This window comes from Pseudomonas sp. SWRI179, from assembly GCF_014268705.1.
Taxonomy (GTDB): Bacteria; Pseudomonadota; Gammaproteobacteria; order Pseudomonadales; family Pseudomonadaceae; genus Aquipseudomonas; species Aquipseudomonas zanjanensis.
The window spans coordinates 255,330-269,695 of record NZ_JABWRA010000001.1; the positions used below are offsets into that span (position 1 = coordinate 255,330).

The 14,366-nt window shown below is 60.3% G+C and carries 12 protein-coding genes and 1 pseudogene; 8 read left to right on the forward strand and 5 right to left on the reverse strand.

What is annotated here, in order from left to right; translation table 11 throughout:
- Positions 1-129 precede the first annotated feature (129 nt).
- A pseudogene (locus HU767_RS01085) lies at positions 130-312 on the reverse strand (BrnA antitoxin family protein); the annotation flags it as partial.
- 660 nt (positions 313-972) lie between these two features.
- On the opposite strand from HU767_RS01085, the gene HU767_RS01090 reads away from it, so the two are divergent.
- The 3 genes from HU767_RS01090 (at position 973) to HU767_RS01100 (ending at position 2,656) form a co-directional block, all read left to right on the forward strand.
- Complete coding sequence (locus tag HU767_RS01090) at positions 973-1,248, forward strand: hypothetical protein (RefSeq protein ID WP_018610006.1); 276 nt, start codon at positions 973-975, stop codon at positions 1,246-1,248.
- 249 nt (positions 1,249-1,497) lie between these two features.
- Complete coding sequence (locus HU767_RS01095) at positions 1,498-1,785, forward strand: metal-sensing transcriptional repressor (protein WP_018610008.1); 288 nt, start codon at positions 1,498-1,500, stop codon at positions 1,783-1,785.
- A 7-nt stretch (positions 1,786-1,792) separates the two neighbouring features.
- Positions 1,793-2,656, forward strand: a complete 864-nt coding sequence (locus HU767_RS01100; RefSeq protein ID WP_186728245.1) for a nickel/cobalt efflux protein RcnA — start codon at positions 1,793-1,795, stop codon at positions 2,654-2,656.
- Positions 2,657-2,666: 10 nt separating this feature from the next.
- Here HU767_RS01100 and HU767_RS01105 read toward each other — a convergent pair whose 3' ends face one another.
- Positions 2,667-3,614 carry a LysR substrate-binding domain-containing protein gene (locus HU767_RS01105; RefSeq protein ID WP_186728246.1) on the reverse strand — a complete coding sequence of 316 codons (948 nt, stop codon included), beginning with the start codon at positions 3,612-3,614 and terminating at the stop codon, positions 2,667-2,669.
- A gap of 182 nt (positions 3,615-3,796) precedes the next feature.
- Between HU767_RS01105 and HU767_RS01110 the strand changes: the two genes are divergently transcribed.
- On the forward strand, positions 3,797-5,092 hold the full coding sequence (locus HU767_RS01110; RefSeq protein ID WP_186728247.1) for a cation:dicarboxylase symporter family transporter: 1,296 nt from the start codon (positions 3,797-3,799) through the stop codon (positions 5,090-5,092).
- A gap of 10 nt (positions 5,093-5,102) precedes the next feature.
- Entirely contained in the window at positions 5,103-6,614 is a 1,512-nt protein-coding gene (locus tag HU767_RS01115) for an amino acid racemase (protein WP_186728248.1), read from the forward strand.
- A 146-nt stretch (positions 6,615-6,760) separates the two neighbouring features.
- Here HU767_RS01115 and HU767_RS01120 read toward each other — a convergent pair whose 3' ends face one another.
- Positions 6,761-7,678 carry an AraC family transcriptional regulator gene (locus HU767_RS01120; RefSeq protein ID WP_186728249.1) on the reverse strand — a complete coding sequence of 306 codons (918 nt, stop codon included), beginning with the start codon at positions 7,676-7,678 and terminating at the stop codon, positions 6,761-6,763.
- A gap of 311 nt (positions 7,679-7,989) precedes the next feature.
- Here HU767_RS01120 and HU767_RS01125 point away from each other — a divergent pair, with 311 nt between their 5' ends.
- Positions 7,990-9,207: an MFS transporter gene (locus HU767_RS01125; RefSeq protein ID WP_186728250.1), complete on the forward strand. Its 1,218-nt coding sequence runs from the start codon at positions 7,990-7,992 to the stop codon at positions 9,205-9,207.
- Positions 9,208-9,786: 579 nt separating this feature from the next.
- On the opposite strand, the gene HU767_RS01130 is transcribed toward HU767_RS01125, so the two are convergent.
- The gene (locus HU767_RS01130; protein WP_186728251.1) at positions 9,787-10,275 is read right to left on the reverse strand and encodes a hypothetical protein; all 489 of its coding nucleotides are present in this window, start codon (positions 10,273-10,275) and stop codon (positions 9,787-9,789) included.
- A gap of 283 nt (positions 10,276-10,558) precedes the next feature.
- On the opposite strand from HU767_RS01130, the gene arsN2 reads away from it, so the two are divergent.
- Positions 10,559-10,990: an arsenic resistance N-acetyltransferase ArsN2 gene (gene arsN2, locus HU767_RS01135; RefSeq protein ID WP_186728252.1), complete on the forward strand. Its 432-nt coding sequence runs from the start codon at positions 10,559-10,561 to the stop codon at positions 10,988-10,990.
- A 156-nt stretch (positions 10,991-11,146) separates the two neighbouring features.
- Here the strand turns inward: arsN2 and chrA are convergent, their stop codons facing one another.
- A complete protein-coding gene (gene chrA, locus HU767_RS01140) occupies positions 11,147-12,505 on the reverse strand; it encodes a chromate efflux transporter (RefSeq protein ID WP_186728253.1) in 1,359 nt (452 codons plus the stop codon).
- Between the two features lie 277 nt (positions 12,506-12,782).
- Here chrA and HU767_RS01145 point away from each other — a divergent pair, with 277 nt between their 5' ends.
- A complete protein-coding gene (locus HU767_RS01145) occupies positions 12,783-14,354 on the forward strand; it encodes a GGDEF domain-containing protein (RefSeq protein WP_186728254.1) in 1,572 nt (523 codons plus the stop codon).
- The last annotated feature ends 12 nt before the right edge of the window (positions 14,355-14,366 follow it).

Below are 14,366 nucleotides of genomic sequence, written 5' to 3' on the forward strand. Positions count from 1 at the left end.
ACCTCAAATCGCGCTGGTGGGCGGATTATAGCCCATCCGATTGGCATGGCCTACGTCGCGCCTGGACGAATCAGGTTTGACCGTGCGAGGCCGCTTTCGGGCTGACTATTCCAGATTGTGAGCAGTCTTTGATAGCAGGCCCTGGCGCAGTAGATGGTTGATGACGGCTTGATATCCGGTGCCGACATTTTCAGCTCGCTCGCGAGCGGCCTTGATCACTTCATCATCAAGCATGATGGTGATGCGGGTTTTTCCTTTGCTGCTCGCAACGGGGCCACGCTTGGCCGTGCTGAACTCGTATTCTTCTTTCATAGGTCAGTTTCCAGATGCTGCACCGTCATTTTCGACGCTATTGGTGCGCTGATGGGGGCGCCTCACCATACGATGGATTTTTTGACCATGCCAAAGCGTTGGGCGCTCATTCGTTTCGAGATTTGTCCCTGCAGTTCATAGCTGCGCTGCTCAATCCATCGCCGGACACCCCCATCGGAAATTTCCCTCAAGACGCGTCGCTCCCGGCTGACTATCCACCCAATCACCCCGTGCGCTAAGTTCTCTCCGTCGCTGCAAATTCAGCGGCAGGGTGTGGAAGCCCTGACTCAGAGGCGCGTAGCGCCGCAAAATTTAAAGCAGGCACTTTTCTTATGTCTGCTGTTAAATTACGGCGGCTGTACGCGGGGCGTCCTAGGGCGCGCCGGGTTCCTGAGTGCCGGTCTTCCACACCCGCGTACAGCTGCCACCCATCGTGTGGAAGTGATGCTGGCAGATATTTCTCTTACTCAGGAAGTTAGCCAAATGAAAAAGCTCACCCCCAACCCTCCGAAAACCACAACCAATCCAAGGTGGCTTTCGTCTAGCGTCACCCAAGAATATCTCCTGCCAAATATCCGAAGTTCGATCCCGGATTCGCTCCCTTTGCCAGCGGCACCCCAATCCGCCACTGACCTCCCATCCCCGCAGGAGTAACCCCTCATGTCCCGCTACATGCCCATCACCGGTATCGAAAACAATTTCCACGCGCTCCTGATCGACACAGAAGCGCCGCTGGACGTGCTGCACGACACCGCCGCTTACCGCATTGCCGCTGTCACCCAGTTACTGGAAAACCTCGCCATGCGTTCCGACATCAGTACGGACGCCGTGATACTCCATGATTTCGCCCAAGTGCTAGCGATCCCCCTGCGCGATGGGTGTGATTTGCTGGATGTGATTGGGCGGCGACTGCAGGCGCAGGTTTTGGCGCTGTAAGGGAAGTAGGCGACCTCACGAGGTCGCCTGCACTGTCTTGCTCATCACCCTGTGCAGTTTGCAATCCTGTGGGAGTGAGCCTGCTCGCGATAGCGGTGGGTCCGTTGGTGAGGATGTTGGATGTGATGCCGTCATCGCGAGCAAGCTCGCTCCCACAGGTTCGTCGGCGGCGTTTCGATGGGTTTGCTTGTATCCCCCCTGGGAGGATAGGATGGTGGTGTAAATTCACCGAAACCCAGGGTTCAAGTCATGAGTGCGCACGACCACGAACATCCCCACCAAAGCCATGCGGCGATCATCAAGCGCCTCAAGCGCGCGGACGGTCATTTGCGCAGCATTATCACGATGATCGAAGAGGGTCGTGAGTGCGTGGACATCGCCCAGCAGTTGCATGCGGTGGAGAAAGCGGTGTGCCAGGCCAAGCGGACGTTGATCCAGGATCACATCGATCACTGCCTGGAGGACACCGTTTCGTCGTTGAATAAAGGCGAGCGCGCGCCGCTGGAAGCCTTCAAACAAATCACCAAGTATCTCTAGGCCCGACATGCCCAATTTTGCTGAATTGCTACAACAGGGTGGCACTCACGCCTGGCTGTATTTCCCCAGTGCTATCTTGCTGGGCGCCTTGCATGGCCTGGAGCCTGGTCATTCGAAAACCATGATGGCGGCGTTTATCGTGGCGATTCGGGGCTCGGTCAAACAGGCGGTGTTGCTGGGTTTGGCCGCGACGCTGTCCCACACCGCCGTGGTGTGGCTGGTCGCCATCGGCGGCATGTACCTGGGCCAGGGGCTGGACGCTGAAACCACCGAGCCTTATTTCCAACTGGTATCTGCTGCGCTGATCGTTGCCATCGCGCTGTGGATGCTCTGGCGTACCTGGCGTGGCGAGCAGATGTTCAAGTTCGCACAAGGGCATGACCACCATCATCACGATCACGATCACGATCACGATCACGATCACGACCATCACCACGAACATAACCACGGGCACCCCGAACCCAGAGGCCTGACGCTGTCACTGGAGGGTTATCAGGACGCCCACGAACAGGCGCATGCCAACGACATCCGCAAACGCTTCACCAACCGTGAGGTCACCACGGGCCAGATCATTCTGTTCGGCCTGACGGGCGGGCTGATTCCTTGCCCTGCGGCCATTACCGTCCTGCTGCTTTGCTTGCAAGTCAAAGAGGTCGCGCTGGGGGGCCTGCTTGTCCTGTGTTTCAGCATCGGCCTAGCGATGACGTTAGTGACCGTTGGGGCTGCGGCGGCCGTTGGCGCAAGGCAGGCGTCTAATCGCTGGCCTTGGCTGGGCACCGTTGCTCGCCGGGCACCTTACTTGTCCAGCGTGTTGATCATCGGTGTCGGCCTCTACGTGGGCATTCACGGCTGGATCGGCTTGAACGCCTAGCCTCCACGGATCAGTTCGCACCTTCTTGCGTAGAGGGCGCGCTGCCCGGTCGCTGCAACGAAGCCCCTTCCAACGTTTTCCACAGCTTGCGCATCGTGGGGTTGCGATTGGCAATCGCACAGTACGAGCGAATCTCCAATCGCGTGCTCCATTGCTCGCCACCGGCCCGCACCAACAGCCCGCGCTCCAACTCGTCGGCCACCGCACTCTGCGGCAACCAGGCCACGCCGTAGCCCTCGATGGCCATGCGCATCAGCAGCATCGCCATGTCCGCTTCATAACAGCGCTCCAGCGCGATCGGTTCAGGGCCGTTGTTGATGACGATGTCGGCGACGCGACCGAGGAACGTCGTTGCCGTGTAGGCCAGGTAGGGCACCGGTTTGCCGGCGCGGCCGGGCAGGCGGAACAGCGGTTCGCCCTTGCGGTTGGGCGCGCACAGGGGGATGAATGCGTCGTGGCCGAGCACCAGGCTGCCGAACCGCTCGGGGTCCAGCAGAATGGGGGCAAGTGGGTGGTGGTAGACCATCATCAAGTCGCAACTGCCTTCCTCCAGTGCAATGACGGCGTCATGAATGTTGGCGGCTACCACCCGGGCGTTGAACTGTTCGTTGTGTGGCTGGAACTGCGAAAGCCACTTGGGCAGGAAGGTCATCGACAGGCTGTGGCCGGCGGTGATCTGGATCGAGCGTCCGGGCATGCGTTCCACGTCCCGCAGAGTCGAGCGCAACCTCAATAACCCGGCGAGCGCCTCTCGGCTTTCATCGCAGAAGGTAACCCCCGCGGGAGTGAGCTGGACCGGGTAAGTGCCCCGGTCCACCAACTTGACCCCCACCCATTCCTCCAGTGAACGGATACGCCGGGACAAAGCCGATTGCGTCACGCAACGTACCTCGGCCGCGCGGGAGAAGTTTTTCCATTCGCCAATCGCCAGAAGATCGTCCAGCCATTTGAGTTGCATATCGAGAACTCCCGCTGTGAGCGCACGATTTTACTGCGCAATCTCCCGGCATAGCGCGGCCTTTCGCTAACTATTCCAAAAGCGCATGGGGCTAGCTGGATTACTCATCATCCTCTTGAGTCCGCTCCTTAGAATCGATCCTGCCAAGTAAAAAACTCCAAGAACTACTTGAGGACAGCACCGTGAAGAAGAATAAGCTCCCACGTCGTATTGCAATGGGCATTGCCCTGGGCGTGCTGGTCGGTTGGGCGTGTCACCATTTCGCAGGGAGCGAGCAGAGTGCCAAAGAGATCGCCAGTTACTTCTCGATGGTCACGGATATTTTCCTGCGCATGATCAAGATGATCATCGCGCCCCTGGTCTTCGCAACACTGGTGGGCGGTATCGCCAGCATGGGCAATTCCCGTTCCGTCGGCAGGATAGGGGCGCGGGCGATGGCCTGGTTTGTCACCGCCTCGGTGGTCTCGCTGTTGATCGGAATGGGGCTGGTCAACCTGTTCCAACCCGGTACCGGGCTGAACATGGACGTGGCCCAGCATGCGGCTGCGACCGTGCCGGTCAATACCGGTGACTTCAGTCTCAAGGCGTTCATCGGCCACGTGTTTCCCCGCAGCATTGCCGAAGCGATGGCCAACAACGAGATCCTGCAGATCGTGGTGTTTTCGCTGTTCTTCGGCTTTGCACTGGCGGGCGTGAAACGGGCGGGCTACACCCGGATCACCGATTCTATCGAGGAGTTGGCGAAGGTGATGTTCAAGATCACCGACTATGTGATGGCCTTCGCGCCGATTGGGGTGTTTGCCGCCATCGCCTCGGCCATTACGACTCAGGGGCTTGGGTTGCTGGTGGATTACGGCAAGCTGATTGCCGAGTTTTATTTGGGGATCTTGATCCTTTGGGCGTTGCTGTTCGGTGCTGGCTACCTGTTCCTTGGCCGCTCGGTTTTCCACCTTGGCAAGCTCATTCGCGAACCGATTCTCCTGGCCTTTTCCACTGCCAGCAGCGAGTCCGCCTACCCGAAAACCATCGAGGCGCTGGAGAAGTTTGGCGCGCCAAAACGCGTGTCCAGCTTCGTGCTGCCGTTGGGTTATTCGTTCAACCTCGACGGTTCGATGATGTACCAGGCGTTCGCCATCCTGTTCATCGCCCAGGCCTACAACATCGATTTAAGTTTCACTCAACAGATGCTGATTCTTCTGACGTTGATGATCACCAGTAAGGGCATGGCCGGTGTCGCCCGGGCTTCGGTGGTCGTGGTCGCGGCCACGTTGCCGATGTTCAATCTGCCCGAGGCGGGGTTGCTGTTGATCATCGGCATCGACCAGTTCCTCGACATGGCTCGCACCGCCACCAACGTGGTGGGTAACAGCATTGCCACGGCGGTGGTCGCCAAGTCCGAACCCCACGAAGAGGCCGACGAGGACGAGGATGTACATGCCCCTATTCGGTCGCGGTCCGAGCCGGTGCCGGCGGCTTGAGGAGACGGTCATGAAGGCTAAATCGAGATCGCGTCAACAGGCTCCCATGGTGCGCAAGTTGGGCATCGTTGGCGGGCTAGGGTCATTGGCCGGGGGCGATCTGTTCTACAAGTTGGTCAAGTCCCGGGCGGTGCTCGAGGATCAGGGTCGCTACCATTTCCTGTTCGAGCAGCACCCCTTCAAGGACGTGCTGCTGCCGCTGGACCAAGGCGCGAGCATGACGTCGCGAAAGTTCTATGTGTTCCAGGTGTGCAAGTCGTTCGAGGACAGTGGCTTCGATGCGGTGATGCTTCCGTGCTTTGCCAGCCAGACATTTCGCGCTGAAATCGAGGAGGAACTGGGCATTCCGGTGCTGGACATGATGGTGGCCTTGGCCCGGCACGTCCGCCATACGGTGTCGCCCCGGACGACGTTGGGGGTGATCGCCTCCGTCTTCGTGCGCCATTGCGGATTGTTCGAGCGACATTTCGGGAAAGACTTCCAGATTGTTTACCCCGACGCAGACACTCAAGCGAAGTTGATGGAGGCGATGTACGGTCTCAACGGCATCAAGGACGGTCACCTCGAGGGCGCGCCGCTTGAAGCGGTCTACCAGGCGTGCCTGTCGTTGCAGGCCCAGGGGGCGACGGTGATCCTGCCCGGCATGACCGAGCTGTCCCTGGTGTGTGCCGATTTGCAGCGTCGCGGGATTACCGTGCTTGACATCAATGAGATCTACGCCGACTTCGCGACGCTGGACCAGCAGCCCATGCGCCCACCCTTCAAGCTGGGCATCGTGGGCGGCGTCGGGCCTGCTGCCACGGTGGATTTCATGGCCAAGGTGGTGGCCAACACGCCAGCGGGAAAGGACCAGGACCACATCAAGATGGTGGTCGAGCAAAACCCGCAGATACCGGATCGGACGGCCAGCCTGCTGCGGGACGAGACCGATCCGACGATGGCGATGTATGCCACCTGCAAACGTCTTGAAAGCGCCGGCGCCAACGCCATCGCGATTCCCTGCAACACCGCCCATGCCTTCGTCGAGCGGATCCAGGCACACTTGAGGGTGCCCATCGTGAACATGTTGAGCGAGACGGTGGAGTGGATTGCGCGCACCCATGGTTCGGGCCAGGCGATTGGCCTGCTGGCCACGTCCGGTACGCTGCAGAGCCAGGTCTATCACCAGGCGGCGCGTCATGCCGGGCTCCAGGTCCTCACGCCCGGTGTCGATTATCAGGCGATGGTCATGGACGCTATCTACGGACCGCGGGGTATCAAGGCCGGCTTCACGCAAGGCCTTTGCAAGGAGCAACTGTTGCTGGCGGCCGAGCATTTGTGCGAGTTGGGCGCGGGCGTGCTGATCCTGGGGTGCACGGAGTTGCCGCTGGTGCTGGGGCATTGCGAGGCGTTCGAGATCAACGGGCATAGGGTGGCGCTTGTTGATCCGACGATGATCCTGGCGTTGAAGTGTGTGGCGTTGGCGCAGGGGGCTGGCAAGCTTAATGTCTTGAACAGCCTGGAGCATGTTGCCGCGATTTGACGGGTGAAAGTTGGCCCTTGTGGCGAGGGAGCTTGCTCCCGCTTGAGTGCGAAGCGCTCACAAAAAAGCGGGCCGCTACGCAGCCCAGCGGGAGCAAGCTCCCTCGCCACAATGGATCAAGCCACAATGGATCAAGCCCGGATCAATCAAACCGCCTTGGTGTGATTGCCTAGCCCGCGCAACGCCGCGATGTCTCGCTTGGGCGGTGCACCAAACAAGCGGGCATATTCGCGGCTGAACTGGGAAGGGCTTTCATAACCCACTTTGAAGGCCGCACTCGCCACGTCCACGTGCTCGTTGAGCATCAAGCGTTTTGCTTCGTTCAACCGCAGCCACTTCTGGTATTGCAGCGGGCTCATCGCTGTGAGCTGGCGGAAGTGGTGGTGAAACGTCGGCGCGCTCATTTGCACCCGCGCCGCGAGGTCATCTACGCGCACGGGCTCGGTGTAGTTGAGTTTCAACCAATCGATGGCCTTGGCGATCCGGTAGCCCTGGCTATCGACCGAGGCGATCTGCCGTAGCCGCGCGGCCTGGTCGCTGAGCAGCAGACGGTAGTGGATCTCGCGCTGGATCAACGGTGCCAGTATGGGGATCGCTTCGGGTTCTTCCAACAACGCCAGCAGGCGTGCGAACGGCGCCAAAAGGTCGGGCGTCGCGGTGCCGATGCCCGCGCCAATCCCAACCGCTCGATCACGCGGGGGCGATAGGCTGCCTTGGGCGATCAGGTCGGCCACCATGCGCAAGTCGAGCCTCAGGACCAAGCCCAGGCAGGGTTGTTCGGGACTTGCCTGCAGCACTTCGGAATTGGCCGGGATGTCCAGCGAGGTCATGAGGAAGCGCCCGGTGTCGTAGCCATAGGCCTCGCCACCGATCCACACCTGCTTCACGCCTTGGGCCACCAGCACGATGCTCGGCTCGATCATGCAAATCACCGGCGGTGCCGGGGCTTCACGTCGGAAGAAGGCGAGGCCGGGAATGGGCGTTTCGACGTCGCCCGGGTGTGGGGTCCAGTCGTCGATGATGGCGGTCAATGTTTCTTGTATGGATCTGCGTTGAGTGGCCATGTCGGCTCCGGGTGTCGTCTCGGATCAATCGCTATAGGCAGGACATTAACGCGCTAGGCGAAGCGTTGCCTATATGCGCGGGAACAACTCCCAGGATCAGGCAAGAATCTCATCGGTATGCACTACCTGCACATTGACCTGGGCGATGAAGATAGCGGGCACGAAATGGGGGAACGCCGCCATTCAAGACGGTGGGAGCGAGTTTGCTCGCGATAGCGGTCTGCCTTGGGGCGGTGGTGTGAATGTGCCGCCGTCATCGCGAGCAAGCTCGCTCCCACAGGTTCATCAAGAAATACAGGATTGTCATTCAAATGACCGATAAATCATTGCCACAAGACCCGCCCGCCTGGGGCGCGGTATTTGCCATGGCCCTCGCCGCGTTCGTGCTGGTGGCTTCGGAGTTCATGCCGGTCAGCTTGCTGACGCCGGTGGCGGCGGATCTTCAGGTCAGCGAAGGGCAGGCTGGTCAAGGCATTGCCGTCTCTGGCGCCTTTGCCCTGATCACCAGCCTCTTCATCGCCTCGATTGCCGCCCGGGTTGACCGCAAATGGCTCCTGCTGGGGCTGACCTTGCTGATGATCGTTTCTGGTGCCGTGGTGGCGTTCGCACCAAACTACGCGGTATTCATGGTCGGACGTGCGTTGATCGGCGTGGCGATTGGCGGCTTCTGGTCGCTGTCGGCGGCCACGGCCATGCGGCTCGTGCCGGAAGATAACGTCCCGCAAGCGCTGGCCATCGTCAACGGCGGCAACGCCTTGGCGACGGTGGTCGCGGCGCCGCTGGGCAGTTTCCTCGGGGCGATTATTGGCTGGCGTGGCGCGTTTTTCTGCATCGTGCCTGTTGCTGCCATCGCCCTGGTCTGGCTGCTGTTACGCCTGCCCGCCATGCCTTCGCAGGCGAAGCGGGGTAGCACCAACGCCTTCAAGTTGATGGCCCGGACATCGGTCGCGCTGGGGATGCTGGCGGTCAGCACGTTTTTCATGGGCCAGTTCATGCTGTTCACCTACCTGCGACCGTTCCTCGAGTCGGTGACACAAGTGAGCGTATCCACGCTGTCCTTCATGCTGCTGGTGATCGGTGTGGCGGGGCTGCTGGGCACATTCCTGATCGGCGCCTGCTTGAAAAACAACCTCTATCGAACGCTCATCGTCATCCCTCTGCTGATGGCCGCGATTGCCATGGCCCTGGTGGGGTTCGGCGGATCGGTCACGGTCACGACGCTCTTGCTCGGCCTGTGGGGCCTGGCGGCCACGGCCGCGCCCGTCGGCTGGTGGACCTGGCTTTCGCGAACGCTGCCGGAAGATGCCGAAGCCGGCGGCGGCCTGATGGTGGCGATCGTCCAACTTGCCATCGCCGGAGGCGCGACCGTGGGTGGCGTTCTGTTTGATCTGAATGGCTATCGCGCGACGTTCGAAACCAGTGCGGCCGTGTTGGGGTTGGCCGCGGTGCTGACGGTGCTGGCTGCTCGTTCAGCGGTCCGAGAGCCTTCGTCGATTTCGGATACGGCCTCTTATAGCGCGGCGGATTGAGGCCAGTCCGGTAAGCCAGGAGAGGGCGACCGTTGGGCGCCTGAGCTTGGTGGCACATTGATGGCTTGTTATGCTCGGGGTCTGTCTATCCAGCATGTTGGTTGATTGTGACTACCGAGCGAATTTCCCAATTAGAACAAGCCCTGATGGCTGTGATCGCTGCTGCCGGGAAGATGGGCATCAGTAGCGATGAATTGTGCGCACACGCCGTGGGCGGGCTGATATCCGATCCGTACTGGGGCTGGGCAGATGCCCAATATACGCAAGGTGCGGCTGACGAAATCGACAATGCCTTGAATAAACTTGTGGGAAGACCGGCGCAAGCATTGACGCTACTGGTTCCCGGGCCCGACTCAACGCTTGAATCAGCGCCGCGATGAAAATGGGTGAACTCTAGGGTTAGTGCCTGTCAGTTAAGCAGCAAACGGCATAAATCCTGTGGGAGCAAAGCTTGCTCGCGATAGCGGCAGAGTCGCCAATATCGTAGTCGGCTGGCTTACCGCAATCGCGAGCAAGCTCTGCTCCCACAGGATTACTGCTTAGCTGACTGGCATTAACCTCAAGAGTCGCCCATTTGCCTTAAAGGCCGAGGCCTTCTTCTATCAGCGAGAGCAAAGTGTCCTCGTCCAGAATGATAGGATCAGGACGCGGTTGCCCGGCCGATCGCAGGGCTTGGATATGCCAAAGCGATTCGCCATGCTCGCCGAGCGAGCGCACGATGCAGTGTTCCTGTCCCTTCATATGGACTTCAATGCAGCCCTCGCCCTGGGGCGAAAAACGCGCAATCGGGTCGAATGAAATGCGGCGATGATTGCCTTCGATCACCAGTTGATCGATCGCGTAGTTGTATGTCGAACCGCTGGAATGACTTTCAAATACGTGGGTGGGATTGCGCCGGATATCCAGGCCGGCCTCGCACACGGGCGCCAGCCAGATTTCGATCTGGCGATACAGTTCGTAGACCTGGGCGGGCCAGTGCTCGATTGCCAGGTCGGCACAGTTGTCGGTATCCGCGCGGGTCTGCTGGGTTTTCCTCAGTTTGGCCGCTAGCTCGTCTGCCTTGCTCATGTCGATTCCCTGTCGTGATGATAGGTTGAGCTTAGCTGATGGGCTGGGGGGTTCGTTTGCGCTGGGTCATGAGGTGGTGGGTTGCCGGAAGGTGACGGTAGCTGCTTAGCGTGGACGAGTTCGTCCATCTGTTGCACGCTTTCCATCAGCTCATCGAAAAAAGGCTCACGGTTATCTCCAGTGCCTGACGATGGGACATGTTATTGGAATTCCATCCTCCTATTCACCCTGTCGGTTGTAACCAAAATAGAGGATAACCAATGAATAGGAGCGAGCCCAAACCATGCGTATGACAGCTCTAAGCAATAACCACCTGGAACCACTGCGCGATGCGCTTACCTTGGCCGGCCTACCTGTGGACGACCTGACGTATCCTGGCCGACAGTTCTTCAGCTTCAGCCACCAAGGCGTTGAAGTGGCGTTTGCCGGCATAGAAGGAGAGGGCGCCGAGCGGTTGCTGCGCTCGCTGGTTGTGCTTGAGGGGCTGCGAGGCAAGGGCACTGGTGCGGCGGTGCTGGCCGCTATCGAAGCGTTTGCAAAACGCGAGGGGGCAGAGCGGCTTCACTTGCTGACCGAGAGCGCCGCCGCGTTTTTTACCGGCCAGGGCTATCAGCCGGGGGACCGCTCGCTGGCGCCCGCTTCGATCAGCGCGACGGCCCAGTTCAAGACCTTGTGCCCGGCTTCGGCGACGTACCTGAGCAAGCGCCTCGTCTAGTGGCCTGTGTGGCTAATTCGTGCACTCAACTTCGGCGCCAGAACTTGCCAGTCTGCGTTGCCATTCCTCGCCGTAGCGGGCTACGACTCGTCATGGCGCCTTGCCTGGCAAGCCCTGGCACTCGAATTTGAGTACTCGAATTAACCGTACAGGCCATTAGCGCAGCAAATGCACCGCCAGCCCGGCCAGGCCGCACGCCAGCAAGACCTGGATCACCCCGCGCTTGTAGCGAAACAGCGCCACGGCCGCGGCAATTGCGATGATTGCCGATGGCCAGTCCAGGGCCCCTGCAAAACCGTTGGGCCAGAGCACGTGGTAACCGAAGAAGCACGCCAGGTTAAGGATCACTCCGACCACCGCTGCGGTAATCGCCGTCAGCGGCGCGGTGAATTTCAATGCGTTGTGGGTCGATTCCACCAGCGGGCCGCCGGCCAGGATGAACAGGAACGAGGGCAGGAACGTAAACCAGGTCACCAGCGTGGCCGCGACGGCCCCGGCAAGAAAGGCCTGTTCGGGGCCGAACACCTGCATCACGTAGCCGCCGACGAAGCCGACGAAGGCCACGACCATGATCAGCGGCCCGGGGGTGGTTTCGCCCAGGGCCAGGCCGTCGATCATTTGTGTCGGGGTCAGCCAGCCGAAGTGTCCGACGGCGCCTTGGTAGACGTAGGGCAAAACCGCATAGGCGCCGCCGAAGGTCAACAATGCGGCCTTGGTAAAGAACCAGGCCATTTGTGTCAATGTGCCGTCCCAACCGAACACAGCGGTCAGCAGGCCCATTGGCACGACCCACAACAGCGCGCCGACGACGACCAGCCGGGCCAACCTGGTAGCGCTGAACCGGGCGTGGTCCGGGGTTGGCGTTTCGTCGTCGATCAAGGCGGGGCCGAAGGACTTGTGCTGGGTAGCGTGGCCGCCCAGGCTGAATTTATCCGGTGCCCAGCGACCGCCGAAATAACCGACGGCAGCCGCACCCAGTACGATCAACGGGAAGGGGAGATCAAAGGCAAAGATCGCCGTGAACGATGCCGCCGCGATCGCCCACAGCCAATTGTTCTTGAGCGCGCGGGAGCCGATCCGGTGGGCGGCATGCACCACGATGGCCGTCACGGCAGGCTTGATGCCATAGAAAATACCCGCCACCACCGGCACTTCGCCAAAGGCGACGTACAGCCACGACAAGGCGATGAGAATGAACAGTGAAGGCAGTACGAACAACGCCCCGGCGATCACGCCACCCCAACTTCGGTGCATCAACCAGCCCAGGTAGGTTGCCAGTTGCTGGGCCTCGGGCCCTGGCAGCAACATGCAGTAATTGAGGGCATGCAGGAAGCGCCGTTCGGAAATCCAGCGCCGACGTTCCACCAGTTCCTGGTGCATGATCGAGATCTGCCCCGCAGGGCCGCCGAAACTGATGAAGCCCAGTTTGAGCCAGAACCAGAACGCTTCGCGCAAGCTGACGGCGCCAGGTCGGGTCAAGGGCTGTTTGTCATCGGTTCGGGTCGATTTGCTCATGGGCAGCGGGGCACTTAAAAGTCGAAGGCGCCCATACGTTATGGGGCGTTACGCAATTTAGATAGCCCCCAGGAAGGTTTGCTTGTAAACACGGGTACTTCTTCATTCAGGAACGCGCATTTCAGTCGGTTGGCGGGCGGCATTTTGGATCCACTCAAGCCACCCATCGGCTCCGTTGCACAGGCAAATTGCCGCCTAACAAGCGGTAGGCTAAGCTCACGAATATTAAGGGTTATGGGCGAATTTGCTCATGCTTTTGCCCCCTTCAGGAACTCGCTTGCCTATCCCCATTTACGATCCTTTCCATACCCCTGGTGGCGCCCTGAAACGCCTGCCGTTGCTCAAGGCCGCGGTGACGTTTATCGCGGCGGTGTGCTTGTGCCTGTGCGGTTTGCTTTTCCTGCAGTTGGAGCAGTCCCGTCGCCACGATCTGGAGTCGGCCCGCATCGCCTCGGCCACCCTTACCCGGGCCATGGCCCAGCAGGCCCAGGACACCTTCCTCCAGGCCGATCTGGTCCTGGCCAGCCTGGCGGATTGGATCCAGATCGATGGGGTCGGCCCCGCGGTATTGCCACGCTTGCAACAAACCCTCGCCCGCCGCGTGCAATCGCTCGAGCAGTTGCATGGGTTGTTCCTGTTCGACAAGCACGGTCACTGGATCACCACCTCCTTCGACTACCTGCACAGGGGAGCAGGGGTGGCGGATCGAGAGTATTTCGCTTTCCATCAACAGAATGCTTCCCTGATCGCCCATATCGGCCCGGCGGTCCGCAGTCGGCAAAACGGCGACTGGATCATTCCGGTTTCCCGACGCCTGAATGATCAAGACGGCAACTTCCAGGGCGTGTTGATGGCCGGCATCAAGATGTCCTACTTCGACCGGTTCTTTAAAAGCTTCAGCCTGGATGAGCAAGGCGAGATGGCCCTGGCTTTGTCTGACGGGACACTGTTGGCCCGTCGCCCCTTCGATGAGGCGCGGATCGGCCGCCCGTTGGACGAGGAGCATATCTACAACCATGCCCTGACCGGCGGCATGTCTGGCGATGCGATCATCCGTTCAACCATCGACGGCGTCATCAGGTTGTATGGGCACCAACATTTGCAGGCTTATCCGCTGGTGGTCACCGCCGCGATGTCCGAAGAGGCGATTCTCGCGGGCTGGCACGACCGGGCTTTCCAATCCAGCCTCATCGTGGGCTTGGTGGTCCTGGGCATCTGCTTGTTCGGCTGGGTATTCGTGCGCCAGGTCCGTAACAGCGAAAAGATCGAGGCGGACTTGCGCAAGGCCCAGGAAGCCTTGGAACTGATTGCCACTCACGACAGCCTCACCGGGCTGGCGAACCGGCGGTTGTTCGAGCGGGCCCTGGATATCGAGTTCGGCCGGGGCGCCCGTCAGCGCAGCCCCTTGAGCCTGATCATGCTCGACATCGATTTCTTCAAGCACTACAACGACGCCTATGGGCACGTGGCCGGGGATCATTGCCTGGCGGAAGTGGCCAAGGTGCTCAAGAGTTGTTGCCATCGCAAGGCCGACCTGGCGGTACGGTATGGCGGCGAAGAGTTTGCCGTGCTGTTGCCTGACACCAATCTTTCGGGGGCCATGGCGTTGGCCGAGCAGATCCGGCGCACTGTCATCGACAGGCACATCACCCATTCCGGCTCCCCGACCGGCTACCTCACGGTGAGCCTGGGCTGCTATGCCTTTGTGCCTAGCAGCCTGGACAGCATCGAAGTCTTCATCCAGCGCGCCGATGCGGCGCTTTACCAGGCCAAGCACAGCGGCCGCAACCGGGTGGCGGTGTTATCGACCGAAGGCGGGTTCGACAGCTTGGCGCGTTCGGATCGTTGAGATCGGTTGGAA

Bases quoted from the DNA above. Each gene is read 5' to 3' on its own strand.
- HU767_RS01090 (WP_018610006.1), top strand. From the start codon at position 973: ATGTCCCGCTACATGCCCATCACCGGTATCGAAAACAATTTCCACGCG.
- HU767_RS01100 (WP_186728245.1), top strand. From the start codon at position 1,793: ATGCCCAATTTTGCTGAATTGCTACAACAGGGTGGCACTCACGCCTGG.
- HU767_RS01115 (WP_186728248.1), top strand. From the start codon at position 5,103: ATGAAGGCTAAATCGAGATCGCGTCAACAGGCTCCCATGGTGCGCAAG.
- HU767_RS01125 (WP_186728250.1), top strand. From the start codon at position 7,990: ATGACCGATAAATCATTGCCACAAGACCCGCCCGCCTGGGGCGCGGTA.
- HU767_RS01120 (WP_186728249.1), bottom strand. From the start codon at position 7,678: ATGGCCACTCAACGCAGATCCATACAAGAAACATTGACCGCCATCATC.
- HU767_RS01130 (WP_186728251.1), bottom strand. From the start codon at position 10,275: ATGAGCAAGGCAGACGAGCTAGCGGCCAAACTGAGGAAAACCCAGCAG.
- HU767_RS01095 (WP_018610008.1), top strand. From the start codon at position 1,498: ATGAGTGCGCACGACCACGAACATCCCCACCAAAGCCATGCGGCGATC.
- HU767_RS01105 (WP_186728246.1), bottom strand. From the start codon at position 3,614: ATGCAACTCAAATGGCTGGACGATCTTCTGGCGATTGGCGAATGGAAA.
- arsN2 (WP_186728252.1), top strand. From the start codon at position 10,559: ATGCGTATGACAGCTCTAAGCAATAACCACCTGGAACCACTGCGCGAT.
- chrA (WP_186728253.1), bottom strand. From the start codon at position 12,505: ATGAGCAAATCGACCCGAACCGATGACAAACAGCCCTTGACCCGACCT.